This window comes from Erwinia sp. ErVv1 (assembly GCF_900068895.1).
Taxonomy (GTDB): Bacteria; Pseudomonadota; Gammaproteobacteria; order Enterobacterales; family Enterobacteriaceae; genus Erwinia.
This window is the reverse complement of record NZ_CDPK01000015.1, coordinates 109187-134780: the sequence shown is the minus strand read 5'-3', so window position 1 is coordinate 134780 and position 25594 is coordinate 109187. Positions and strand designations below refer to the sequence as shown.

At 54.0% G+C, this 25594-nt stretch carries 19 protein-coding genes; 14 read left to right on the top strand and 5 right to left on the bottom strand.

Features of this window, described 5'->3' with window-relative positions; translation table 11 throughout:
* The first annotated feature begins 151 nt into the window (after positions 1-151).
* Positions 152-1306: an acetylornithine deacetylase gene (argE, locus tag A1830_RS17970; protein ID WP_067709424.1), complete on the top strand. Its 1155-nt coding sequence runs from the start codon at positions 152-154 to the stop codon at positions 1304-1306.
* A gap of 145 nt (positions 1307-1451) precedes the next feature.
* On the top strand, positions 1452-4103 hold the full coding sequence (ppc, locus tag A1830_RS17965; RefSeq protein ID WP_067709465.1) for a phosphoenolpyruvate carboxylase: 2652 nt from the start codon (positions 1452-1454) through the stop codon (positions 4101-4103).
* A gap of 4 nt (positions 4104-4107) precedes the next feature.
* On the opposite strand, the gene metF is transcribed toward ppc, so the two are convergent.
* The 3 genes from metF to metB all read right to left on the bottom strand — a co-directional run bounded on the left by metF (position 4108) and on the right by metB (position 8973).
* A complete protein-coding gene (gene metF / locus A1830_RS17960; protein WP_067709421.1) occupies positions 4108-5007 on the bottom strand; it encodes a methylenetetrahydrofolate reductase in 900 nt (299 codons plus the stop codon).
* Between the two features lie 373 nt (positions 5008-5380).
* Complete coding sequence (locus tag A1830_RS17955; protein ID WP_067709419.1) at positions 5381-7810, bottom strand: bifunctional aspartate kinase/homoserine dehydrogenase II; 2430 nt, start codon at positions 7808-7810, stop codon at positions 5381-5383.
* A 2-nt stretch (positions 7811-7812) separates the two neighbouring features.
* On the bottom strand, positions 7813-8973 hold the full coding sequence (gene metB, locus A1830_RS17950; protein WP_067709416.1) for a cystathionine gamma-synthase: 1161 nt from the start codon (positions 8971-8973) through the stop codon (positions 7813-7815).
* Between the two features lie 248 nt (positions 8974-9221).
* On the opposite strand from metB, the gene metJ reads away from it, so the two are divergent.
* From metJ to A1830_RS17935, 3 genes are all read left to right on the top strand, one after another.
* Complete coding sequence (gene metJ / locus A1830_RS17945) at positions 9222-9539, top strand: met regulon transcriptional regulator MetJ (protein WP_067709414.1); 318 nt, start codon at positions 9222-9224, stop codon at positions 9537-9539.
* Between the two features lie 722 nt (positions 9540-10261).
* Positions 10262-11986, top strand: coding sequence for a ShlB/FhaC/HecB family hemolysin secretion/activation protein (locus A1830_RS17940; protein ID WP_082804208.1), 1725 nt, complete (start codon positions 10262-10264; stop codon positions 11984-11986).
* 88 nt (positions 11987-12074) lie between these two features.
* Positions 12075-13559 carry a two-partner secretion domain-containing protein gene (locus A1830_RS17935; RefSeq protein ID WP_067709412.1) on the top strand — a complete coding sequence of 495 codons (1485 nt, stop codon included), beginning with the start codon at positions 12075-12077 and terminating at the stop codon, positions 13557-13559.
* Positions 13560-13683: 124 nt separating this feature from the next.
* Here the strand turns inward: A1830_RS17935 and rpmE are convergent, their stop codons facing one another.
* Positions 13684-13896, bottom strand: a complete 213-nt coding sequence (gene rpmE, locus A1830_RS17930; protein WP_024966154.1) for a 50S ribosomal protein L31 — start codon at positions 13894-13896, stop codon at positions 13684-13686.
* Positions 13897-14109: 213 nt separating this feature from the next.
* On the opposite strand from rpmE, the gene priA reads away from it, so the two are divergent.
* From priA to rraA, 7 genes are all read left to right on the top strand, one after another.
* Positions 14110-16308: a primosomal protein N' gene (priA, locus tag A1830_RS17925; RefSeq protein ID WP_067709410.1), complete on the top strand. Its 2199-nt coding sequence runs from the start codon at positions 14110-14112 to the stop codon at positions 16306-16308.
* 192 nt (positions 16309-16500) lie between these two features.
* Positions 16501-17538, top strand: coding sequence for a DNA-binding transcriptional regulator CytR (cytR, locus tag A1830_RS17920; RefSeq protein WP_067709408.1), 1038 nt, complete (start codon positions 16501-16503; stop codon positions 17536-17538).
* A 167-nt stretch (positions 17539-17705) separates the two neighbouring features.
* Positions 17706-18725: a cell division protein FtsN gene (gene ftsN, locus A1830_RS17915; protein WP_067709406.1), complete on the top strand. Its 1020-nt coding sequence runs from the start codon at positions 17706-17708 to the stop codon at positions 18723-18725.
* A gap of 89 nt (positions 18726-18814) precedes the next feature.
* Positions 18815-19345 carry an ATP-dependent protease subunit HslV gene (gene hslV, locus A1830_RS17910; protein WP_067709404.1) on the top strand — a complete coding sequence of 177 codons (531 nt, stop codon included), beginning with the start codon at positions 18815-18817 and terminating at the stop codon, positions 19343-19345.
* Positions 19346-19358: 13 nt separating this feature from the next.
* Entirely contained in the window at positions 19359-20690 is a 1332-nt protein-coding gene (gene hslU, locus A1830_RS17905; protein WP_067709402.1) for an HslU--HslV peptidase ATPase subunit, read from the top strand.
* A 199-nt stretch (positions 20691-20889) separates the two neighbouring features.
* Complete coding sequence (locus A1830_RS17900; RefSeq protein ID WP_067709400.1) at positions 20890-21819, top strand: 1,4-dihydroxy-2-naphthoate polyprenyltransferase; 930 nt, start codon at positions 20890-20892, stop codon at positions 21817-21819.
* 106 nt (positions 21820-21925) lie between these two features.
* Positions 21926-22411, top strand: coding sequence for a ribonuclease E activity regulator RraA (rraA, locus tag A1830_RS17895; RefSeq protein WP_067709461.1), 486 nt, complete (start codon positions 21926-21928; stop codon positions 22409-22411).
* A 75-nt stretch (positions 22412-22486) separates the two neighbouring features.
* On the opposite strand, the gene zapB is transcribed toward rraA, so the two are convergent.
* On the bottom strand, positions 22487-22726 hold the full coding sequence (gene zapB, locus A1830_RS17890; protein WP_067709398.1) for a cell division protein ZapB: 240 nt from the start codon (positions 22724-22726) through the stop codon (positions 22487-22489).
* Positions 22727-23174: 448 nt separating this feature from the next.
* On the opposite strand from zapB, the gene A1830_RS17885 reads away from it, so the two are divergent.
* Complete coding sequence (locus A1830_RS17885; protein WP_067709396.1) at positions 23175-24020, top strand: MIP/aquaporin family protein; 846 nt, start codon at positions 23175-23177, stop codon at positions 24018-24020.
* A gap of 32 nt (positions 24021-24052) precedes the next feature.
* Complete coding sequence (gene glpK, locus A1830_RS17880; RefSeq protein ID WP_067709393.1) at positions 24053-25567, top strand: glycerol kinase GlpK; 1515 nt, start codon at positions 24053-24055, stop codon at positions 25565-25567.
* The last annotated feature ends 27 nt before the right edge of the window (positions 25568-25594 follow it).

Genomic DNA, 25594 nt, shown 5'->3' with positions numbered 1-25594 from the left:
TTCCGGGCTGCAGCGGCCTTCCACTGTATTCCCAGGCGATCGGCGCAGGACAGGGAAGATTAATCGGTTTCCATCCGCACGCCATTAATGTATTTTTATTCACTAATACTGCATGAATATTGATACTATCCTAACGCAAGGACTGTCAACAGTGAAGACAAAATTACCGCCTTTTATCGAGCTTTACCGCGAGTTGATTGCCACCCCCTCCATCAGCGCAACCGATATCGCCATCGATCAGAGTAATGAAACTTTAATCAGTTTGCTCGCGGGCTGGTTCCGGGATCTGGGCTTCAGCGTGGAGGTCCAGCCCGTTCCCGGTACGCGTCACAAATTCAATATGCTGGCAAAAACCGGCAGCGGCGCGGGCGGCCTGCTGTTAGCGGGCCATACCGACACCGTTCCCTTTGACGATGGCCGCTGGACCCGCGATCCCTTCACCCTGACCGAACACGACAATAAGCTGTACGGTCTGGGAACGGCCGATATGAAAGGCTTCTTTGCTTTCATTTTAGATGCGCTGCGCGACATTGATCTCAACACGCTGGAAAAACCGCTCTATATCCTGGCGACGGCGGATGAAGAAACCACCATGGCTGGCGCGAAATACTTCTCGGAAACCACCGCGATCCGCCCTGACTGCGCAATTATCGGCGAGCCAACCTCGCTGAAGCCGGTGCGCGCCCACAAGGGCCATCTCTCCCAGGCGATTCGCATTCAGGGACAGTCAGGCCACTCGAGCGATCCCGCACGCGGCGTCAATGCGATTGAACTGATGCATGAGTCCATTACCCACCTGATGGGCCTGCGTAAGACGCTCAAGGCGCGCTACCATCATGACGGTTTCGCTATCCCCTATCCGACCATGAACTTTGGCCATATCAACGGCGGCGATGCGGCAAACCGTATCTGCGCCTGCTGCGAACTGCATATGGATATCCGCCCGCTGCCTGGCCTGTCGCTGAAGGAGCTTGACGGACTGCTCAATGAAGCCCTGGCACCCGTGAGCGAGCGCTGGCCTGGTCGGGTAACGGTAAGTGAACTGCACCCTCCTATTCCGGGATACGAATGCCCACGCGAGCATCAGCTGGTTCAGGTGGTGGAAAAACTGCTGGGGACGGAAACGGAAGTGGTCAACTACTGTACAGAAGCGCCGTTTATTCAGGAAATATGCCCGACGCTGGTTCTGGGGCCCGGCTCTATCAATCAGGCACATCAGCCGGATGAATATATTGATACCGCCTTTATCAAGCCAACCCGGGAGCTGATTGCTCAGGTAGTGCAGCATTTCTGCCATCCGCAATAAAACCCATAAATTCCTGTTATTTAGCCATCACAGGACATTTTTAAGTCAATTGACGAATGGCAGCGAACGTGGCTAGATAAACATCAACGTTATGCCGGCAACGGTGAAAGATAATGACAAAAACCAGAAGGGCGTCAGGGGTGATATGAACGAACAATATTCCGCAATGCGAAGTAATGTCAGTATGCTCGGCAAACTGCTCGGCGATACCATTAAGGATGCGCTGGGCGAAAACATCCTTGAACGGGTGGAAACTATCCGTAAGCTCTCAAAGTCATCACGTGCGGGCAATGATGCCCACCGCCAGGAGCTGCTTTCCACGCTGCAAAACCTCTCTAATGATGAATTGCTGCCCGTCGCCCGCGCCTTCAGCCAGTTTTTGAATTTAACCAACGTTGCCGAGCAATATCACACCATCTCCCCGCAGGGCGAAGGGGCTAATCACCCGGAGATGCTGGCAAAGGTCTTCGATCGCCTCAAACAGCAGCCCGACCTGACCGATGCCGCCATTCGTGAAGCCATAGAATCCCTGTCGCTGGAGCTGGTGCTTACCGCACATCCAACGGAAATTACCCGCCGCACCCTGATTCATAAGCTGGTGGAGGTCAACAGCTGTCTGAAACAGCTGGATCATAACGATTTATCCGATTATGACCGCGCACAGATTATGCGTCGTCTGCGCCAGCTGGTTGCGCAGGCCTGGCATACCGATGAGATCCGAAAATATCGTCCCTCCCCGGTGGATGAGGCGAAATGGGGCTTCGCGGTGGTCGAGAACAGCCTGTGGGAGGGCGTTCCCCACTTCCTGCGCGAGCTGAACGAACAGGTGGAAGCCTCCTTCGGCGTCAGGCTACCGGTGGACTTCGTTCCGGTGCAGTTTACCTCATGGATGGGCGGCGACCGCGACGGTAACCCTAACGTCACCGCAGATATTACCCGCCACGTGTTGCTACTCAGCCGCTGGAAAGCCACCGACCTGTTCCTGCGCGATATCGCAGTGCTGGTTTCTGAGCTGTCGATGTCCGAGTGCTCGCCGGAGGTCCGTACCCTGTGCGGCAATCCTGAGGCGCTTGAACCCTATCGCGAAATCATGAAAAAGCTGCGCGGCCAGCTGATGAGCACCCAGGAGTGGCTGGAACGGCGTCTGAAGGGTGAAGAGCCGCCGCGTCCTGCCGACCTGCTGATCGCCAACGAGCAGCTATGGGACCCGCTTTATACCTGCTATCAATCGCTCCAGGCATGCGGTATGGGTATTATCGCCAATGGACAGCTGCTGGATACGCTACGCCGCGTGAAATGTTTCGGCGTGCCGCTGGTGCGTATCGATATCCGTCAGGAAAGCACCCGCCACACCGAAGCGATTGCGGAAATCACCCGTTATCTGGGCCTGGGGGATTATGAAAGCTGGTCTGAGGCTGACAAGCAGGCCTTTTTGATCCGCGAGCTCAACTCCAAACGCCCGCTGCTGCCGCGTAACTGGGCGCCTGGCGACGAGACCCGCGAAGTGCTGGATACCTGCCGCGTCGCCGCCGAAGCGCCGAAAGGCTCTATTGCCGCCTACGTGATTTCGATGGCGAAAACGCCGTCTGACGTGCTGGCCGTCCATCTGCTGCTGAAAGAAGCGGGCATCCCGTTTGCAATGCCGGTAGCACCGCTGTTTGAAACGCTCGATGACCTGAATAATGCCAACGACGTGATGAGCCAGCTACTCAGCATCGACTGGTATCGCGGCTTTATTCAGGGCAGGCAGATGGTGATGATCGGTTACTCTGACTCGGCGAAAGATGCCGGTGTCATGGCGGCAAGCTGGGCGCAGTATCAGGCGCAGGATGCGCTGATCAAAACCTGTGAAAAAGCCGGTATTGCCCTGACGCTGTTCCACGGACGCGGCGGCACCATTGGCCGCGGCGGCGCTCCGGCTCACGCTGCGCTGCTCTCCCAGCCCCCTGGCAGCCTGAAAGGCGGCCTGCGCGTAACGGAACAGGGCGAAATGATTCGCTTTAAATACGGCCTGCCGGAAGTCACCATTAGCAGCCTTTCTCTCTATACCGGTGCCATTCTGGAGGCTAACCTGATGCCGCCGCCGGAGCCGGAGCCCAAATGGCGCGATATTATGGACCAGCTCTCCGCCGACTCCTGTTCCATGTATCGGGGCTATGTACGTCAAAATGAGGACTTCGTCCCCTACTTCCGCCAGGCTACCCCTGAGCAGGAACTGGGCAAGCTGCCGCTGGGCTCCCGTCCGGCGAAGCGCCGTCCTACCGGCGGCGTCGAATCACTCCGCGCAATCCCGTGGATTTTTGCCTGGACGCAGAACCGCCTGATGCTGCCCGCCTGGCTGGGCGCAGGTGCTGCGTTACAGAAAGCGATGGAGGCCGGTAATCAGGATCAGCTGGAAGCGATGTGCCGCGACTGGCCGTTCTTCTCGACCCGGCTGGGAATGCTGGAGATGGTATTTTCTAAGGCTGACCTGTGGCTGGCGGAGTATTACGATCAGCGTCTGGTCACCGCATCGCTCTGGCCATTGGGTAAACAGCTGCGCGAACAGCTTGATGCCGATATTAAAACCATTCTCACCATTGCCAACGACGCGCACCTGATGGCCGACCAGCCGTGGATTGCCGAGTCGATTGCGCTGCGTAACGTCTATACCGATCCGCTTAATGTGCTACAGGCCGAGCTACTTCATCGTTCACGTCAGCAGGAAGAACTCGGTCAGGAACCGGATGCGCGCGTCGAGCAGGCGCTGATGGTGACCATTGCCGGCGTTGCGGCGGGAATGCGCAATACCGGTTAAAGCTTCAGACCGCTGCCAGCGCCGGGCGAACCCCGAGCGTATGGCAGATGGCGTAGCTCATTTCCGCACGATTCAGCGTGTAGAAATGGAAGTCTTTCACCCCTTCGTGGCTGAGGATTTTAACCATATCCATAGCCACGTTGGCACCGACCATTTTGCGCGTTTCGGGATCGTCATCCAGCCCTTCAAACATGCGGGTCATCCAGCCCGGCACGCGCACGTTGGTCATGGCCGCAAAACGCTGTAGCTGCTTAAAGTTCGAGACCGGCAGGATGCCCGGCACAATCTCCACGTCTATACCGGCTGCGGCGCAGCGATCGCGAAAGCGCAGATAGCTTTCCACATCAAAGAAAAACTGCGTGATGGCACTATTCGCACCGGCCTCTATTTTGCGCTTCAGGTTAATCAGATCCGCCTGCGCGCTTTTCGCTTCTGGGTGTACCTCCGGATAGGCCGCAACAGAAATATCGAAATCCCCCACCTCCCTGAGGAGCCCGACCAGATCGGCGCCGTACATTTCCGGCTTGCCGCCGCCGGGCGGAAGGTCGCCGCGCAGAGCGACGATATGACGAATGCCGTTATTCCAGTAATCCTCGGCGATGGCGCGCAGGTCGGCACGGCTTGCATCAACGCAGGTGAGATGCGGCGCGGCCTCCAGCCCGGTGCGGTCCTTAATCCCTTTGATAATGCTATGGGTACGGTCACGTTCACCGGAGTTTGCGCCGTAGGTCACGGACACAAACTTAGGTTTCAGGCTGCTCAGGCGATCGATTGAGCTCCACAACGTCTCTTCCATTTCACTGGTGCGCGGCGGGAAAAACTCAAAAGAGACGTTAATTTTCCCGTTTATCTCGGCCAGACTCTGGTTCAGCGCCTCGCGCTGATTGGCGTGGAAAAAGCTCATGGCTTACCTCTTCGATCGCTGCTGATGAATGAATCGCCCGGTTGAACATCCATACGTTTAGACGTCCAGACATTCAAGTTGAATCAAACTGGCTATTTCGTCAACAGATAAAGGGATTTTGGCCGTGACAAATTCTCACCAAAATTGAGGAAAATTCACGTTGCGGAAAAAAGGCAGGAGCGCGTAAGGAGACGGCTGAAGGGACAGGAAAAACGGCGCTGAGCAAACAGGAATAAAACGGCTGAACAGGCCCGAGCCAGGTCGTAAAACAGGCCAGAGCCAGACCGTCAACAGCCCAGATCCAGGCCGTAAAACAGCCCAGATCCAGGTCGTAAACAGGCCAGAGCCAGACAAAATGTCTGGCTCTGGACGTTTACAGCAGCTGCGCCAGCCTGTTGATATCGGACTGAATCGCACCGGCGGTCACGTCGCGTCCTGCACCCGGACCACGGATCACCAGCGGATTATCGCGATACCAGCGGCTTTCAATGGCGAAGACGTTATCGCAGGGCAGCAGCGAGGCAAGAGGATGATCGTCCCTGACGGCTTCCACGCCCACGCGGGCTTTACCGTTCGCGTCAAAGCGCGCCACATAGCGTAGCACCAGCCCCAGTTCCTGGGCAGCTTCAAGTCGCTGCTTCATCTGGTCGTTCAGCGCCTCGCCATTCTCAAAGAAATGGTCAATGGATTCATCCTCACAGCTTTTTGGCACCAGTGATTCGACGCGCACCTGATCGGGTTCGATGTCATATCCCGCTTCACGCGCCAGAATAACCAGCTTGCGCCTGACGTCCTGGCCTGACAGATCAACCCGGGGGTCGGGTTCGGTCAGCCCCTGCTGCCAGGCCTGATCGACCAGATCGGTAAAGGGCACCGTACCGTCATACTGCAGAAACAGCCATGAGAGCGTGCCGGAGAAAATACCGCTGATGGAGAGAATGCTGTCGCCGCTCTCACGCAGGTCGCGCACGGTATGATTCACGGGCAGGCCCGCGCCGACCGTGGCGTTGTACAGCCAGTGGCGGCCAGTTTTAGCAAACGCATCGCGTATCTGACGATAGCGGTCGCTGCTTGAGGCTCCGGCGACCTTATTGGCGCTGATAACGTGAAAGCCGTGGCTGGCAAAGTCCAGATACTGTTCGGCAAGCGGCTCGCTGGCGGTGACATCCAGCACAACCAGATCGTCATACGGATGAGCGCGCATCCACAAAAACAGCGACTCCTCATCCTGCTCGACCGCTTCATCTTCGAAAAAGGCCAGCGCGCGGCGGGCATCCAGTCCGTCATAATTCAGCAGGCTACGGCGGCTATCTACCACACCGGCCAGCACAAACTCGAAGCCCGTGCGGGCCGACAGCGTCTCCTGCTCACGGCCAAACAGCTCCAGCCAGCGGGAGCCGATATTACCCTTGCCAAACAGCATCAGACCCACCTGCTTTTCAGCGCGGAAAAGCGACTGATGCAGACCGCGGATCAGATTTTCGGTGGGGCCGACGCGCAAGACCGCAACCAGGCTGATCCCCTCTTCCGACTGCCAGATAAACTCAACGGGCTGGTCCTTCAGCTCCTGCCAGAAGCGGTGGCTGTGCAGCGGATTACGACAAACGCCAGCCCCGACCAGCGCAACCAGCGCCATCCCCTCACGCAGCTGCAGGCGTCCCGGTATCGCGGCATCCTGTAAAAGTGCCAGGGCGCTGCTCACCACTTCAGACGTGTAGCAAAGCTGTATAAGATTGCGATCGGGATGAATACCCGTTGCCAGGGGACGAAGCTGCGCGCGTTTCAGCAGGTGATCGATCTCTTTATACTGCGAGGCAAAATCATGCTGTGGCGGGATCTGGAACTCAATCAGACACACGTCATCATGGCTGGTCACAATACGTGCGCCCGTACCTGAGGCCAGCACCCGCTCAATCCGCGTGGACCCCTGCTCTGGCTGATAGCTACAGCGCAATTGAAGGTCAATATCGCTGGCGGAAACGGGTTGCAGCGTGCGGGTATGCAGAACGGGTGCCGCCAGGCGCGCCAGTTCACTGGCTTCATCAAGCCGCAGCAGCGGCAGCAGGCAGGCATCCTTCACCTTACGCGGGTCAGCACTGTACACCCCGGCTACGTCGCTCCAGATGGTCACGCGTGAAACCCCAGCCAGTGCGCCGATTTGGGTCGCAGAATAGTCGCTGCCGTTACGGCCAAGCAGTACGGTTTCGCCTGCATCGTTGCGGCTGATAAACCCGGTAATCACCAGCCTTTGATGCGGGTGCTGCGCCAGAAGCTGCTGCAATAGCGGCCATGATTTTCCCTCATCAACCTGCGGCTGAGCCGCGCGTTCGGCGCGAAGAAAATCACGGGCATCCAGCCAGCCGGCGTCAATATCGCGCTGGTTGAGAACGGCAGCCATCAAACGGGCAGACCAGATTTCACCGTGCCCGACGACTTCGGCATAAATCGCCTCGGTAATTTTTCCGTCAAGCAGCCCGGCAAGTTTTTCAAGATCGTGAATAAAATCGTTCAACAGCGGCTCGGCCTGCTCGGGAGGGAGCAACCCGTTTATCAGCTCACTCTGATAGCGACGCAGGGCCTGCTGTACCTGATGAGCAGAAAGTCGGTCGGTATGGCTCAGCTTAAGCCAGCTGATTAGCTGATTGGTTGTACTGCCCGCGGCAGATACCACCATTACATCCCCGGCAGAGCCGTATTCAGCCATTATCCCGGCCACTCGCTGATAACACCTGGCGTCGGCAAGACTGCTGCCACCAAATTTGTGCAACTGGCGCGTGCCGGCTGCCACTGCTGACTGACTCATGCTTACCTCTTGGCCGCTATCTGGAAGGCATTATCCAAATCGGCGATTAAATCTTCGTGGTCTTCAATACCGACTGACACGCGGAGTAGCGTCTCAGAAATACCTGCTGCCGCACGAGCCTCAGCGGACATTCCTGCATGGGTCATGGTAGCGGTGTGGGAAATAAGGCTTTCCACGCCGCCCAGCGACTCTGCCAGGGTAAAGAGTTCTAGCGCTTTAAGGAAAGTACGCAGGGTATTCTCGTCGCCATCCAGCTCAAAACTTAACATAGCGCCAAAGCCTTTTTGCTGTTTTACCGCAATCTGATGGCCTGCGTTTTCCGGCAGTGATGGATGATACAACTTTTTAACCAGCGGTTGTTGTTTCAGATAGTCAATGATGGCCTGCGCATTACGCTGCGCCGCCGCCATGCGCGGTGCCAGCGTGCGTAACCCACGCAGCAGCAGATAGCTGTCAAAAGCCGCGCCGGTGACGCCAATATTGTTGGCCCACCAGGCCAGTTCAGTCACCAGGGCCGGATCTTTGGCAATCACCACGCCCGCGACAACATCGGAGTGGCCGTTTAAATATTTGGTACACGAGTGAAGGACCAGATCGGCGCCCAGCGCCAGCGGGTTTTGCAGTGCGGGGCTGAGGAAGGTGTTATCAACCACGCTGACGGCACCCGCCTCACGCGCCGCTTTTGCGATAGCGGCGATATCGACCACGCGCAGCAGCGGGTTGCTGGGGCTTTCTATCAGTACCAGCGTAGGTTTCTCTGCCAGAGCAGCCTCTAGCGCCACCTCGTCGTTCTGATCGACAAACTTCACGCGCCAGGCACCACGCTTACTCAGGCTGTCAAAAAGCCTGTAGCTGCCGCCGTAACAGTCGTGGGGGGCAATCAGCAGGTCGCCGGGTTTCAGGAAAACGGTACAAACCAGAAAAATGGCAGACATGCCGGTGTTAGTCATCACCGCCCCGGCTCCACCCTCCAGTTCGGCCAGCGCACGCTGAACCACGTCCCGCGTGGGATTACCGCGACGCGAATAGTCGTGGGCTCTTGGCTGATTGAAATCCGTAAAGTTATAGGTGCTGGAAAGATGGATGGGGGGGACAACGCAGCCATATTGCTCATCATCATTCAAACCGCTACGCACTGCGATGGTTGCCTGTTTACGCGTCATGGTGCATAAATTCCTGAAAGGAGAATAAGTAGAGTGCTTAGCATAACAGCGCATATTTAGACGTCAATACATCTGGACATCTAAATGTCTTTGCGTATAGATTGAGCAAAACGCCAATACCCGTTAAGATTATGTCGTTATAGCCTGCATAAAAATTGCTTTGTAGCAGTGTGGTGGGCACCAACTTCGGGCATAATTAGCCGAATTTCGGCACTTTCAAAAAATTTTAATGATGACTAAGGTACCCCATGGCTGAATGGAACGGCGAATATATCAGCCCTTACGCTGAACACGGTAAAAAGAGCGAGCAGGTAAAAAAAATAACGGTCTCAATACCGTTAAAAGTTCTGAAAATTCTGACCGATGAACGTACCCGCCGCCAGGTCAACAACTTGCGTCATGCCACTAACAGCGAGTTGCTGTGTGAAGCTTTCTTACATGCTTTCACCGGCCAGCCTTTACCGGATGATGTTGATCTTCGTAAGGAACGCAGTGATGAGATCCCGGAAGACGCGAAAGCGATCATGCGGGAAATGGGCGTTGATCCAGACACCTGGGAATACTAACCCAGCATTTACGCTCCCCTGCGACGCGGGCAGATCCTTTGTAAGAGGGATTTGCCTGCTCTTCTGATAACCCAGCCCGCTTACCTGTCCGCCGGATATCTCCTTAAAACACGTTCTTTTTTCCTCTGTCCTTAGGGTATCTGGGGCTTGGGCGAACTTGTCGGTCAGAGTCGCGTTCAGCCACACCTGCAAGTTCACATCCGACTCAGAAGGATCACGGATAATTCGGCACCTGTACCCTAAGTTGACTCTGCCTCTGCCTCTGCCTCTGCCTCTGCCTCTGCATTAGGTTATAATTGTAAAGCCGCCACCGTAAAATGAGTCGCATCCACATTAATATTCCTGCCTGAAATAGATCTATTCTTGTCTTTTTTTCCATAATTTACCCTTATTTCATCATGTTTTTTATAATAGCCAAATATCATCTTAAGATGTAAATTAAATCTTATTTGCATTCAATATTATTTATTATTACGCTGATATTAAGTTCAGCTTCACTGATAAAAAATGAACCAATGTGATGAATACATTTATAGGAAAAACCTGAGGTCATTTACATATGCAACACTTTGTATAAATATAGAACACGCCCTGATAACGTAAAAACCTTCCTCTCGTGTTGCGCAGACCACTCTGCCTGATAAAACCAAAACTTTTACTATTGCCTTACCATAACGAAAAAAATAAGATTATATTTAATAATGGATTATTAGATAAAAATAATGGACCTCATGCTTTTTCCTTTACGTTATATTCATCTTTCACCCCTCTTGTTTATAATTTCAGTGGCCACTGCATCAGCAGATACTGGAATTTATCAGCAAGCAGGCATTGAAAAACAAATCAGTGATAAAACGATCAACCCAATAGAACAGGATAAAGCCAGGAGAGAGGCCGTTGTACCTGAAACAAAATCGGTCCTTTCGTCAAAACAGAACCTAATCAGGAAGAAAATTCCTTTCCCTCTTGAAGAAAACTGTTTTAATATCAATGAAATAAACCTAATACAGGACGACAACAGACTCAAAATCGACGAAGTTTCATGGATAACACAGCAGGCCGAGGGGAAATGTCTCGGCATTGAGAGCGTTCGATTATTAGCCCGAACGCTGCAAAATGAAATCATTCGTATCGGGTATATCACTACCCGTATTAACCTTCCGGAGCAGGATATTAATGAGGGCAAACTTAACTTCGAGATCCTCGCAGGAAAAGTGGGTGATATAAAGCTGCAAAAGGGAGGGGCAAACTTTATTAATCTCAAAAGCACCCTGCCTTTTAGCACGGGAAACATCCTCAGTCTGAGAGAGCTGGAACAGGGAAGCGCGAACCTACAGCGCGTGCCGGGTTCATCTGTAAAAATCATACTGCTCCCCGGCGAGAATAAAGGTGAAAGCGATCTCTATATTCAGCGGCAACAGGATAAATACTGGCAGCTTGGCGCGTGGATGAACGACGCTGGTAGCGCGACCAGCGGCCGCTACCAGGGAGGTACGACGCTCTATCTGAACAATATTACGTCGTTAAGCGATACGCTCTATTTCTCTTATGGGCGCGATATTGATTTCAGTCATAAGGCCCAGGGGAACACTAACCGCTCGGTCGGCTATTCGGTTCCATGGGGTTTTTGGTGGCTGGACTTATATGCCAGCCAGAGCAGCTATCAGCAGCACGTTCAGGGAAACTGGGCTAGCTGGATGTTAAATAACAAGAACCATTATCTCAGCGCGCAGCTTAACTACCTTATCTCCCAAACGGTTAGTCAAAAATATACCTTTGGAGTGCAAATCTTCAATATGGGGGCACGCTACGCTTTTAATGAAATAGAACTGGAAAGCATGAATAAAAAAAATTCTGGCTGGAAAGCGATTTTAGAGAATCAGTACAAATTTAATAATACTACGATCAACACCCGCCTGAGCTACCAGCATAAGATGCCCTGGTTCGGCAGTAGCAACACCCCGGACAGGCAGATTGATCTGATCGACAAGCAGGGAAGAATCGTAGGAATAGACCTTCAGTCATCGACCAACTTAATCCTCCAGGGGCATTACTTTAACTATTCTCCCCATTTTAATCTTCAGCTCACACCAGACAGACTTTCAACATTAGATCGCTTCGCTATCGGCAATCGATGGACCGTACGCGGTTTTGATGGCGAGTTAAACCTACAGCAAAATCAGGGCTGGTACTGGCGCAACGATCTCAGCTGGATAATACCAGGCAGGGCTTTCCAGCCTTATGCAGGTTTAGACATTGGGCAGGGTATTGGCGGAGGAGAGCGTGCCAACTACTCAGGAAAGATGCTTGCCGGCAGCGTCGTTGGCCTGCGTGGATGGAAGTGGAATACCGGTTTCGATCTTTTTGCCGGTATGCCTCTTGCACGTCCAGATGGCTTTCATACGGATTCACTCACTCTCGGCTTTTCACTTCAATGGAGGTATTAAAATCAGGGCACTATAAAGCACGATGAAATACGCTATTTGTAACACGACCTATCATTATCTCAGCACCATTCATTAACGGACTAATAAAATGAAAAACTATAAATTTAAAACGATTTTTCTGGCTACCTCTCTTGCTCTCTTTGCGCAATCAGTATGTGCAGACCCTGCCAGCTACGTACACTCCAGCGGAGCTACCGTTGTAGACATCAATAATGCTGATAGCAATGGGCTTTCTCACAATATGTGGAAAGATTTCAATGTGAGCAATAAAGGCATGATTCTGAATAACAGTATGGTCGATCTGGTTCGGGAAAAAGGTAACATTGCTAAAAATGGTAACCTTACCTCATCAGCCAAAGTGATACTTAACGAAGTCACTTCGAAGAAATCGAGTGCCCTGAACGGGTTTATTGAAGTGGGTGGTCTCAAAGCAGATGTGATTATTTCCAACCCTAACGGCATTACCTGCTCAGGCTGTAGCTTTATCAACACTAACCGCACCACGCTGACTACAGGCATCCCGGTGATTGACAAGGAGGGTGTATTATCCGGTTTTAAAGTCACTAGGGGTAATATCACCATTAACAAATCCATGACGGCAGATTATACGACATTACTCGCTGACTCATTGAAAATTAATGGTCAAATAAAATCAGACTCCGTATACGCTTTGACAGGAAATTACATCTATCATCCCAACAAAGGAGATGTGGAAGTCATTGCTAAATCTGCCTCTACGGGCATAGATGTGAGCGCGCTGGGTGGGATTACAGCAGGCACGATCTTTTTGGGCTCCAACAATACCGGAGCAGGTGTAAACAATAAGGGCACCTTGAATGCACAGGCGCTCCAAATTGCCAGCAATGGTAAAATTACTAACTCTGGCACACTCGAATCAGCCTCCACCGCCGTATTTAATAGCTTAGGCGATTTCACTAATGATATACGCGGTAAGATAATCAGTAATGGGGATATGATAGTCGCCACTATGACCGATATTACTAATAAGGGTTCCATAAGTTCACAGTCAGGGACCATTGATATGAAAGCGGGTTCTTCATCAAATAATACACTTAATGGACTTATATCGAACCTCTTCACCTCCTCAGGAAATATTACAAACAGCGGCACATTAAGCAGCGGTAATAACATTCAGATCTCTTCTACCAAAAATGTGAAGCTGAAAAAGGGAACGCTTGATGCGGGTAACCTTATGTATATTGCGAGTGATAAAGTTAATAATTCGACCGCTATTAAGGGGACGCAAATTAACGTTCTTTCAAACTCTTTTGAAAATACAGGCGTGATGCAGGCTTCCGCACAAATGGGCATTATCGGCCAGAACGGTATTACTAATTATGGTACCCTTAGGGCTGACACGCTGACGTTGAGCACCAATGGCTCGCTGGTTAATAACAAGTGTTCATTGATCCCTTTCGCCGGGAAAGGTACGCTTGCTGCAAATAATCTGGTCATCCAGGCACCTAAGCTCACCAGTATTAATCAAATTGGTGGCAACATTTCTGCTTCAAAAATCTCGTTTAATGTCCCGGTTACCCCTACTAAAAACTAAGTCTTAACCAAAAAAAACACCCTGTCAGCAAACCGCCTGACAGGGTGTTAATGAGCGTTTAAAAAGCCTGGCGTTGCCAGGCTTTTTGTCGCATCCGAAACGGAAACCGTTTCGTTCAGATAGCTTATTTGCTACCAGGGATGCTGAAACGCTTGTTGAAGCGGTCAACACGACCACCGCTGGCAACGTCACGCTGCTTACCGGTGTAGAACGGGTGGCATTTACCACACACGTCCAGGTTCAGGTCGTGACCCACGGTTGAGCGGGTTTTGATTTCGTTACCGCAAGAGCATTTAGCAGTAACTTCAGCGTAATTTGGGTGAATACCTTTTTTCATGGGAAACCTCAGTTAAGGCCGTGTCGCTCTCCCGTGCCAGGATTACCCTGCACCGGCACCACACGAAGATTAAAAATTCAGGTGTTATGATACCAAAATGCCGTATCACGGCGGCGGACTATACAGAAATTAACCACCCGCTGCAATCGGATCCGCACATTTCGGAACACACAGTGTACACTATCCCGCTGATAATTTCATCCGGATGAATTCATGCCCGTTGTTCAGGTCGCGCTTCCCGTTCCCCTTGCCCGCAACTTTGATTACCTGTTGCCTTCACACCTGCCTGCGGCAGTGGTTGGCGGTCGCGTCAGCGTCCCCTTCGGCAAGCGGAAAGCCGTGGGCGTGGTGGTGGGGCTGAGCGAGACCAGCGATTTTCCTCTGGATCAGCTTAAAGCGGTCAACGAGGTGCTGGACGACGTTTCACTTTACCCGCCTTCGCTGTGGCATATCCTCCTGTGGGCGGCGGATTACTATCATTATCCGCTCGGTGAAGTGCTGTTTCATGCGATGCCCGTTTTGCTGCGTCAGGGGAAAATGGCCGCCGAGGCTCCGCTTTTCCAGTGGGTCATTAGCGAAACCGGCCGCGCAACGCCTCCGGAAGCGTTGAAACGCGCACCGAAGCAGCAGCAGGCCCTTTCCGCCCTGCGACAGCGAAGTCTTTACCGCCATGAAATCAGTCAGCATGACATTACCGATGCCACGCTACAGGCGCTGCGGGCAAAAGGTCTCTGCGATTTGCAATCGCTAACCCGCAAGCGGGAAGACTGGCGCAGCAGTTACGCGGTGATTGGTGAGCGGTTACGCCTTAATACCGAACAGGCTACGGCAGTGGGCGCTATACGTGGCGAAGATGACCATTTCGTTGCCTGGCTGCTGGCCGGGATCACCGGCTCGGGTAAAACTGAAGTCTACCTGAGCGTACTGGAAAACATCCTGGCAAGCGGTGCCCAGGCGCTGGTGTTGGTACCCGAAATTGGCCTGACGCCGCAAACGATCGCTCGCTTCCGCGAGCGCTTTAACGCGCCGGTGGACGTTCTCCACTCCGGCTTGAATGACAGTGAGCGGCTGGCGGTATGGCTGCGCGCCCGCAGCGGTGAGACGGCAATCGTGATCGGCACCCGATCAGCCCTGTTCACCCCGTTTGCCCGCCTCGGCGTTATCATCATTGATGAAGAGCACGACAGCTCCTACAAGCAGCAGGAAGGCTGGCGCTACCAGGCGCGCGATATGGCTGTCTTTCGCGCCCGACAGGAAGATATTCCCGTGGTGATGGGTTCCGCCACGCCGGCGCTGGAAACGCTACATAATGTGCAAATGGGCAAATATCGTCAGCTCAATCTCAGCAAGCGCGCGGGAAATGCCAGACAGGCGACGCAGCAGCTGTTGGACCTGAAAGGGGTCAGGCTGGAGGGTGGCCTGTCGCCGATGCTGATTAAGAAAATAGGTCAGCATCTCAGTGCCGATAACCAGGTGCTGCTGTTCCTGAACCGGCGGGGATTCTCACCTGCCATGCTCTGCCATGAATGCGGCTGGATTGCTGAATGTCAGCGCTGCGACCGCTACTACACGCTACATCAGCATCATCATCAGCTCCGCTGCCACCACTGTGACAGCCAGCGCCCCGTGCCTAATCAGTGTCCACAGTGCGGTTCAACGCAGTTGGTTCCCGTGGGGCTGGGTACAGAGCAGCTTGAGCATAACCTCACCGCTCGTTTTCCCGGCGTGCCGTTGTCCCGTATCGATCGCGACACCACCAGCCGAAAAGGCGCACTGGAACAGCACCTCGCCGACGTTCATCGCGGCGGCGCCCGTATTCTGGTCGGCACACAGATGCTGGCGAAAGGCCACCACTTCCCCGACGTCACGCTGGTTTCGCTGCTGGACGTGGATGGGGCACTGTTCTCAGCAGATTTTCGCTCTGCCGAGCGTTTCGCGCAGCTTTACACCCAGGTGGCCGGACGCGCCGGGCGAGCGGGCAAGCAGGGAGAGGTCGTTTTACAGACTCACCACCCCGAGCACCCTTTACTGCAAACGCTTCTGCATGAGGGCTACGATGCCTTTGCGCTTCGCGCCCTGACTGAACGCAAAACCGTCTTCCTGCCGCCGTTTACCAGCCATGCGCTGTTTCGGTCAGACGATCATGATAACCAGCAGTCCGCGCTATTTTTACAGCAGCTACGTAATCTTCTGGAAGCCAGTCCGTTAAAAGATGAGGCGTTCTGGGTGATGGGTCCGGTACCGGCGCTGCAACCCAAACGTGGCGGGCGCTATCGCTGGCAGCTTCTGCTGCAACACCCTTCCCGGGGGCTCCTGCAGCGGTTGATAAAGAGCACGCTCCCCCTGATCGGCACGCTACCCCAGGCGCGTAAAGTCAAATGGACGCTGGATATTGATCCAACGGAAGGTTGAAATACAGGCTGCTTTTCGTCTGCTTTGCGAGCAGGCTCGAAAAAAGCCATACAAGTCACATTTTTTATGCAAATTAAGTAACGACGCCCGCTAACATCTGTTAGAAATGTGGCAAGGGTCAGAGGGACTCATTAATATACCTTACAGGTCGGTGCGACCCGCGACAGGCCGACTCGGGCAAGGAGAATAGCGTTGGAACACACGAAAGAGGCAGCGGGGGCGACGATGAAGGATGTCGCTGAAAAAGCTGGCGTATCCACGGCGACGGTTTCGCGCGCCCTGATGAACCCTGAAAAAGTCTCTGCCGCCACGCGCCTGAAGGTTGAAGAGGCGGTGGTCGCCACGGGCTACTCCCCTCATACTATGGCCCGCAGCAGTAAGCGCAGTGAATCCCACACCATTCTGGTTATCGTGCCGGATATCTGTGACCCCTTTTTCAGCGAAATCATTCGCGGCGTGGAAGTGGTGGCAGCCGCCCAGGGCTATCTGGTGCTGATCGGCGACTGTGCGCATCAAAGCCAACAGGAGAAATCCTTTCTTAACCTGATGCTAACCCGTCAGATTGACGGGATGGTGCTGCTGGGTTCCCAGCTTCCCTTTGATATCAGCGTGGAGGAACAGCCTAACCTGCCGCCGATGGTGATGGCCAACGAGTTTGCGCCCGCGCGGGAACTGCCTACCGTACACATTGATAACCTGACGGCCGCCTTTGAAGCGGTCAGCCATCTGCTGAAGCTGGGGCACAGCCGCATTGCCTGTATTACCGGGCCTCAGGATATGCCGCTGTGCCAGTATCGGTTACAGGGCTATATTCAGGCGCTAAAGCGTAACGACATTGCTGTTGATCCCCACTATATTGTTCCGGGTGATTTCACCTTCGATGCAGGCAGCCGGGCAATGAAATATTTGATGGCACTGCCCAGGCGCCCTGACGCGATATTTTGCCACAGCGACATTATGGCGCTGGGTGCCATGTCCGAGGCAAAAATCATGGGGCTGCGCGTGCCTCAGGAGATCTCGCTAATTGGTTTTGATGATATCGAACTGTCCCGCTACAGCGACCCACAGCTCACAACGGTCGCACAGCCGCGCTTTAACATTGGCCGTGAAGCCATGAATCTGCTTCTTGCCCAGCTAAAGGGTAAGCCCGTTAACAGCGGCTCCAGGCTGCTGGATTTTGAGTTAAAAATACGGGGTAGTACCGCTCCCTCGTTAAGGGAGAAAGAATAATCTGGAAAAAACACTTTATCCGCCTTTAATCAGCGATCGGCAGGCTCAAAACAGTATCGACGCTGGTCAAACTTGCGGCCCTTAAGTAACATGACGGGCTGATAGCCGGGCGCACCTGCAACGACTTCGCCCGACCACACCTTTTATTGAAAATTAGTGGAACGATAGTGGCACAAAAAGATTATGTAGGCCGCGGGCGTTCGACAGGGACGCGTCGCAAGAAGACCAACAGCCGTAACAGCCGTAGTAGTAAAAAGCGTAGTGGTGGTTCAGGCGTATCGAAGATAATGGTCGGACTTGCCGTCGCGGTACTGGTGACTTTTGCTGGCGGGCTCTGGTTTATCGCCCATCATAAAAAAGATGAAACGCCCATTATTCCCGACCGTAAAGCCGTGGGTAATGGCCTGCCGCCCAAGCCCGAGGAGCGCTGGCGCTATATCAAGGAGCTGGAGAATCGCCAGATGAGCGTTCCCACGCCTACCGAGCCTACCGCAGGGGGCGAAGTCCACTCTCAGACTCAGCTAACCGATGAGCAGCGTCAGCTACTGGAGCAGATGCAGGCCGATATGCGCCAGCAGCCCACGCAGCTGAATGAAGTACCATGGAATGAACAGACGCCTGCACAGCGCCAGCAAACGCTACAGCGGCAGCAGACGCAGTTGCAGCAGCAGTCGCGAATGCAGCAGGAGCAGCAAATTCAGCAACAGCAGGCTCGCGCACAGCAGCAGATAAGAACGCAGCAGTCGCAGATCCAACAGCAGCAACAGATCCGCGCCCAGCAGCAGCCTCACACTCAGCAGCAGGTTCAGCAGCAGCAGACGCATATGTTACCGCAGTCTGCCCCGCATCATACCCAGCCCGCCGCGCCAGTAAGCCACGAGCCGACCCATCAGGCCCCGGTTCAGACGGCGCAGCAGCCAAAGGCAGAAACTAAGCCGAAAGAGGTTGAGAAAGCGAAAACTCAGCGCTGGATGGTACAGTGCGGATCGTTTAAAGGCAGCGATCAGGCCGAGTCTATCCGCGCGCAGCTCGCTTTTGAAGGTTTCGAGAGTCGCATTACCACCGGCGGCGGTTGGAATCGCGTGGTTATTGGCCCTTATAACAGCCGTTCAGGTGCTGACAGTACGCTGAAAAGCCTCCGCAGTTCAGGCCATACAAATTGTATCCCTCTCGCTCTGGGGGGTTGAAAGCGCTTAAAGCCACCCCATATCTGATTGCATCAATGCCCCGCAGTTGAGCTGCGGGGTGATCTTTTACTGCAACAAGGGGTCTGCCCGTGACAACAATTGTAAGTGTACGACGCAACGGCCAGGTAGTGATTGGCGGTGATGGCCAGGCTACTCTCGGCAACACTGTTATGAAAGGCAACGTCAAAAAAGTGCGCCGTCTTTATAATGATAAAGTCATTGCCGGTTTTGCTGGCGGTACCGCAGACGCCTTTACCCTGTTTGAACTCTTTGAACGCAAACTTGAACTGCATCAGGGTCATCTGGTGAAGGCGGCCGTGGAACTGGCCAAAGACTGGCGTACCGACAGAATGCTGCGCAAGCTGGAAGCGCTTCTGGCCGTGGCTGACGAGAATGCCTCGCTGATTATTACGGGTAACGGCGACGTCATTCAGCCCGAAAACGATTTGATTGCGATTGGTTCCGGCGGTCCTTATGCGCAGGCGGCGGCTCGCGCCCTGTTAGAAAACACCGACATCGGTGCGCGCGATATCGTTGAAAAAGCGCTGGGTATTGCAGGGGATATCTGCATCTATACCAACCACAATCACACCATCGAAGAATTAGCGTCTAAAGCGTAAGGACCCCCCAACTATGTCTGAAATGACCCCACGCGAAATCGTCAGCGAACTGAACAGATTTATCATTGGCCAGGACGACGCTAAACGCGCTGTCGCCATCGCCCTGCGTAATCGCTGGCGCCGTATGCAGCTTAACGAAGAGCTGCGTCATGAAGTCACGCCCAAAAATATCCTGATGATTGGCCCGACTGGCGTCGGGAAAACGGAAATTGCCCGTCGTCTTGCTAAGCTGGCTAATGCGCCTTTCATCAAGGTCGAAGCGACCAAATTCACCGAAGTGGGCTATGTGGGTAAAGAGGTTGACTCGATTATCCGCGATCTGACCGATTCTGCGATCAAGATGGTGCGATCTCAGTCGATTGAGAAAAATCGCTATCGCGCGGAGGAGATGGCGGAAGAGCGCATCCTCGACGTGCTGATCCCTCCGGCGAAGAATAACTGGGGGCAGTCTGAATCGGCCGCTGAACCCTCTGCCGCACGCCAGTCTTTCCGTAAAAAACTGCGCGAAGGCGAGCTTGACGACAAAGAAATAGAAATTGATCTGGCGGCCTCTTCGGCGGGCGTGGAAATTATGGCCCCTCCAGGCATGGAGGAGATGACCAGCCAGCTACAGTCGATGTTCCAGAATATCGGCGGTCAGAAGCAGAAGCCGCGTAAGCTGAAAATCAAAGACGCCATGAAGCTGCTGGTGGAAGAAGAAGCCGCGAAGCTGGTCAATCCGGAAGAGCTGAAGCAGGAAGCGATTGACGCCGTTGAGCAGCATGGCATCGTATTTATTGATGAGATCGACAAGGTCTGTAAGCGCGGAGAAAGCTCCGGCCCGGACGTCTCACGCGAAGGAGTTCAGCGCGATCTGCTGCCGCTGGTCGAAGGCTGTACCGTCTCGACGAAGCACGGCATGGTGAAAACCGATCATATCCTCTTTATCGCGTCGGGTGCTTTCCAGGTAGCCAGCCCGTCGGATCTGATCCCTGAACTTCAGGGTCGTCTGCCGATTCGCGTTGAGCTACAGGCGCTGACCACCCACGATTTTGAGCGGATCCTCACCGAGCCGAGCGCCTCCGTGACGGTGCAATATAAGGCACTGATGAATACCGAAGGTGTGGATATTCACTTCACCGACGACGGGATCAGCCGTATTGCTGCCGCGGCCTGGCAGGTTAACGAAACCGCCGAAAACATCGGCGCACGCCGTCTGCATACCGTGCTGGAACGTCTGATGGAGGATATCTCCTTTGAGGCAAGCGACCTGAACGGACAATCCTTTACCATTGATGCCGACTACGTTGGCAAGCACCTGGATGAGCTGGTGGCCGATGAAGATCTCAGCCGCTTTATTCTCTGAGAAGGGTTGATAGCAAACAGAGGGAGGCTCCGGCCTCCTTTTTTTATGGCTGATACTGGCCGATACACCAGGGAAAAGCGCAGAAATAAGGGCAAGACAGGCGATATCCTTGATAAGGATTAAGTCCCGCGCGGCTGGCTGACGGTAAACTGACCACACTAACGACTCGTACCGTTCTGCCCAGCAGAGGTTTCCTCCTATGACGGAAAATATTCATCCGGCTCCTGGCTACAATCACGCGCATGCATGGCTGGAGAGCCTGCGTTTACGAACGTTACCGCTGGCGTGCGCCTCGATCATCACCGGTTCAGCCCTGGCATGGTGGCACGGGCAGTTTAATCTGTTGATTGCCTGCCTTGCCCTCCTCACCACCGCGCTGCTACAGATACTCTCTAATCTGGCGAACGACTATGGCGATGCCGTGAAGGGCAGCGACACGCCAGAGCGCATTGGGCCGCTGCGCGGTATGCAAAAAGGTGTGATAACCCCACGGCAGATGCGCAGGGCGCTGGCGATAACGGTGGGTATGACCATTATTGCAGGGGTCGCGCTGGTCGTGACATCCTGCCAGTCGGTGAGCGATATTCTGGGGTTTATCGTGCTGGGCGCGCTCGCCATCGTCGCGGCTATTGCCTATACGGTGGGTAAAAAACCCTATGGCTATCTGGGGCTTGGCGATGCCTCCGTGCTGATTTTTTTCGGCTGGCTGGGTGTTATCGGCAGCTATTACCTACAGGCACACAGCTTTCACAGCGTACTGTTTCTGCCCGCTACGGCCTGTGGCCTGCTGGCGGTCGCGGTGCTTAACGTCAATAATATGCGCGATATCGACACTGACCGTCAGCAGGGAAAATTTACCCTTGCGGTACGGCTGGGCGCCATTAACGCTCGCCGCTATCATGCCGTTCTGCTGGCTGGTGCCCTGCTGTGCTTCGCGCTGTTCAATATTATTTGCGCGCCCGGTGCGGCCGCATGGCTCTTTCTGCTCGCCGCACCGCTACTGTTCAGGCAGGCGCGGGCAATTATGACCCAGACGTCGGCCCTCGCCATGAGGCCTCAGCTTGAAAAAACGGTGAAAATGTCCCTGTTGATTAACGTGCTTTTCTCGCTGGGCCTGGCCCTGAATTAACTGCGATGTGCCTGACCTGGCGCAATTTTTATCCACTGATGATTTTGCCAATGGCGGTGAGAAAGCGATATACTTACGCTCCCTGTGGCAAACAGACGAAACCCTTATGAAATATGATACTTCTGAACTCTGCGACATCTATCATGAAGATGTGAACGTCGTTGAACCGCTTTTCTCCAACTTCGGGGGTCGCTCCTCGTTTGGCGGGCAAATCATCACGGTAAAATGTTTCGAAGACAACGGGCTACTCTATGATTTGCTCGAGGAAAATGGCCGGGGTCGCGTATTGCTGGTAGACGGTGGCGGCTCGGTGCGCCGTGCCCTGGTAGACGCCGCGCTGGCGCGCCTGGCCCTACAGAATGAATGGGAAGGCATCGTGGTCTACGGTTCAGTTCGTCAGGTAGATGACCTTGAAGAGCTGGATATCGGCATTCAGGCTATTGCCGCCATCCCGGTAGGTGCGGCTGGCGAAGGTATCGGTGAAAGCGACATCCGCGTCAATTTCGGTGGTGTCACCTTCTTCTCGGGCGATCATCTTTATGCCGACAACACCGGTATCATCCTCTCCGAAGACCCGCTCGATATCGAGTGACCCTTTCGGGTTCTGACATACCCCGGACAGCAAAAAGGGTGCCTGTGGCACCCTTCTCTTTTTCAGGCCGTAACCTCAGACTTCTTCCATTTTGCCAAGCAGGGCGCGCAGACGCTCCTGCCAGACCAGCTGCTCTTCCTTAAGGTGCTGATTTTCCCGTACCAGCGAGTCGCTGTTGCCAGCTGCCTGCTGAACCTGCTGATTCAGGTTGTTATTCTGATCTTTTAACTCTTCAATTTCCATTTGCAGCAGGGTGATAGTATCAATCGCCTGCTGTACTTTCGCTTCCAGTTTCTCGAACACTTCAAATGACATTGTAAATGACCTCTCCTAATCGCAGGGCGTTGAAGTTGCCAGCCGCAGCTCATATGGTTAAGCCAGAATTCCCGCGGATAACAACGTTGTTCTGATTGTAAGTAGACAGGTCCGTCAAGTCCAGCAGCGAACCCGCGCAGGGCGAAGTATGTAACAATTTTCAGTCTATACCTGGCGTTAACAACATAAGCGACGTTTAAAGTAAGACGCTCGTTAACAAATTGCGAAAAAAAAACAGAATATCGCTATTGCAATAGTGCGCAGGGAAAGCAGGAACACGCGAAAACGCTCATTTTTTTGACCTGGAGCACAAGTTTTGATTTCGCTATTTCTCGTTTATGCGCGTTAACGATAAATTTACATCAGCCCTACATTAGATTTGGGTGCCTCAGGGAATGAGCAAAATAGAGCTGTACAACATTTAACCTCGCCTTCAGGAAATACCATTATGAGTCATTCAACAAGCACGCTCAAAGGACAGTGCATCGCAGAATTTCTTGGTGTGGCCACCATTATTTTCTTTGGTGCAGGCTGTGTCGCCGCCATGAAGCTTGCCGGTGCCAGTTTCGGCCAGTGGGAAATCAGTATCATCTGGGGTATCGCCGTTGCCATGGCGGTCTACCTGAGCGCCGCGATCTCCGGTGCGCACCTTAATCCGGCGGTCACTATCGCCCTCTGTCTGTTTGCCAACTTTGACCGTCGTAAGGTTGCACCCTACATTCTTGCGCAAATCGCTGGCGCCTTTTGCTCAGCGGCGCTGGTCTACGGCCTTTATTACAACCTGTTCCTGGACTTTGAGCAAACGCACCATATGGTGCGCGGCACGGTTGCCAGCCTCGACCTCGCAGGCATCTTTTCCACCTATCCAAACCCGCATATCAGCGTTGGCCAGGCTTTCCTTGTTGAAGCCGTGATTACCGCCGTGATGATGGCGCTGATTATGGCGCTGACCGACGATGGCAACGGCCTGCCTCGCGGCCCGATGGCGCCTTTACTGATTGGTCTGCTGATTGCGGTGATAGGCGGTGCGATGGGCCCACTGACCGGCTTCGCCCTGAACCCGGCTCGTGATTTCGGACCTAAGCTCTTTGCCTGGCTGGCCGGCTGGGGTAACGTTGCCTTTACCGGCGGCCGCGATATTCCCTACTTCCTTGTGCCGATTTTCGGTCCGATTGTGGGTGCCATTATCGGTGCATTTGGCTATCGCTCGTTGATCGCCTGTAACCTGCCTGGGAAGGCGGTGGAAAAAAAACAAGATAAGCCGATAGCGCGTGCTGAGCAGCGTAAAGCGTAAGTTGTTAACCCTTTACACATCAGGAATGAATTATGACCACTGATAAAAAATATATTGTCGCCCTCGACCAGGGGACCACCAGCTCCCGCGCCGTTATTCTCGATCACGATGCCAATATTGTGGCGGTATCCCAGCGCGAGTTTCAGCAGATATACCCCAAACCGGGCTGGGTTGAACACGACCCGATGGATATCTGGGCGTCACAAAGCTCAACGCTGGTTGAAGTGCTGGCTCATGCCGATATTCGCTCCGATGAAATTGCCGCTATCGGCATCACTAACCAGCGTGAAACGGCTATTGTCTGGGATAAAGAGACCGGCAAGCCAATTTACAATGCTATTGTCTGGCAGGATCCCCGCACCGCGGACTATTGTGCAAAGCTAAAAAGAGAGGGGCTGGAAGAGTACATCCAGCACACCACCGGTCTGGTGATTAACCCCTACTTCTCGGGAACCAAGGTTAAGTGGATCCTCGATCACGTAGAGGGTTCGCGTGAGCGGGCGAAGCGCGGCGAGTTGCTGTTTGGTAACGTCGATGCCTGGCTGGTATGGAAAATGACGCAGGGACGGGTGCATATCACCGACTACACTAACGCTTCACGTACCATGATGTTCGATATTCATAAGCTGGAATGGGACCAGCGCATGCTGGACATCCTGGATATCCCCCGTGAAATGCTGCCTGAGGTGAAATCATCCTCGGAGGTTTATGGCCAGACCAATATCGGTGGTAAAGGCGGGACACGTATTCCTATCGCCGGTATCGCCGGTGACCAGCAGGCCGCGCTCTACGGTCAGCTTTGCGTACAGCCGGGAATGGCTAAAAACACCTATGGCACCGGCTGCTTTATGCTGATGAATACCGGTACCGAAGCGGTTACCTCCACCCATGGCCTGCTGACGACCATCGCCTGCGGTCCACGTGGCGAGGTGAACTACGCGCTCGAAGGGGCCGTGTTTATCGGCGGTGCCTCCATTCAGTGGCTGCGCGATGAGATGAAACTCATTGGCGACGCAACCGACTCGGAATACTTTGCCACTAAGGTAAAAGACAGCAACGGCGTCTATATGGTGCCGGCCTTTACCGGTTTAGGCGCGCCCTACTGGGACCCCTATGCCCGCGGCGCGATTTTCGGCCTGACCCGTGGGGCGAATGCCAACCACATTATTCGCGCCACGCTGGAATCTATCGCTTACCAGACGCGTGACGTACTGGAAGCGATGCAGCAGGATGCCAATACTCGCCTGCAGTCCCTGCGGGTGGACGGCGGTGCCGTGGCGAACAACTTCCTGATGCAGTTCCAGTCCGATATCCTTGGCGCACGCGTTGAGCGGCCTGAAGTGCGGGAAGTCACCGCGCTGGGATCGGCCTATCTGGCTGGGCTGGCGGTCGGCTTCTGGAAGGATCTGGACGAGGTTCGCGCCAAGTCGGTTATTGAGCGCGAGTTCCGCCCCGGTATTGAAACCTCCGAGCGTAACTATCGCTACGCAGGCTGGAAAAAAGCCGTTGCCCGCGCCCAGGCGTGGGAAGACCAGGACGATTCATAACCCCCAGCCCGCCTCTGCTGCCCGCGA

What these genes read in the sequence shown, in the direction of transcription:
- ppc (WP_067709465.1), top strand. Translation starts at nt 1,452, where the DNA reads ATGAACGAACAATATTCCGCAATGCGAAGTAATGTCAGTATGCTCGGC.
- metF (WP_067709421.1), bottom strand. Translation starts at nt 5,007, where the DNA reads ATGAGCTTTTTCCACGCCAATCAGCGCGAGGCGCTGAACCAGAGTCTG.
- A1830_RS17955 (WP_067709419.1), bottom strand. Translation starts at nt 7,810, where the DNA reads ATGAGTCAGTCAGCAGTGGCAGCCGGCACGCGCCAGTTGCACAAATTT.
- metB (WP_067709416.1), bottom strand. Translation starts at nt 8,973, where the DNA reads ATGACGCGTAAACAGGCAACCATCGCAGTGCGTAGCGGTTTGAATGAT.
- metJ (WP_067709414.1), top strand. Translation starts at nt 9,222, where the DNA reads ATGGCTGAATGGAACGGCGAATATATCAGCCCTTACGCTGAACACGGT.
- A1830_RS17940 (WP_082804208.1), top strand. Translation starts at nt 10,262, where the DNA reads ATGGACCTCATGCTTTTTCCTTTACGTTATATTCATCTTTCACCCCTC.
- A1830_RS17935 (WP_067709412.1), top strand. Translation starts at nt 12,075, where the DNA reads ATGAAAAACTATAAATTTAAAACGATTTTTCTGGCTACCTCTCTTGCT.
- rpmE (WP_024966154.1), bottom strand. Translation starts at nt 13,896, where the DNA reads ATGAAAAAAGGTATTCACCCAAATTACGCTGAAGTTACTGCTAAATGC.
- priA (WP_067709410.1), top strand. Translation starts at nt 14,110, where the DNA reads ATGCCCGTTGTTCAGGTCGCGCTTCCCGTTCCCCTTGCCCGCAACTTT.
- hslU (WP_067709402.1), top strand. Translation starts at nt 19,359, where the DNA reads ATGTCTGAAATGACCCCACGCGAAATCGTCAGCGAACTGAACAGATTT.
- A1830_RS17900 (WP_067709400.1), top strand. Translation starts at nt 20,890, where the DNA reads ATGACGGAAAATATTCATCCGGCTCCTGGCTACAATCACGCGCATGCA.
- rraA (WP_067709461.1), top strand. Translation starts at nt 21,926, where the DNA reads ATGAAATATGATACTTCTGAACTCTGCGACATCTATCATGAAGATGTG.
- zapB (WP_067709398.1), bottom strand. Translation starts at nt 22,726, where the DNA reads ATGTCATTTGAAGTGTTCGAGAAACTGGAAGCGAAAGTACAGCAGGCG.
- A1830_RS17885 (WP_067709396.1), top strand. Translation starts at nt 23,175, where the DNA reads ATGAGTCATTCAACAAGCACGCTCAAAGGACAGTGCATCGCAGAATTT.
- glpK (WP_067709393.1), top strand. Translation starts at nt 24,053, where the DNA reads ATGACCACTGATAAAAAATATATTGTCGCCCTCGACCAGGGGACCACC.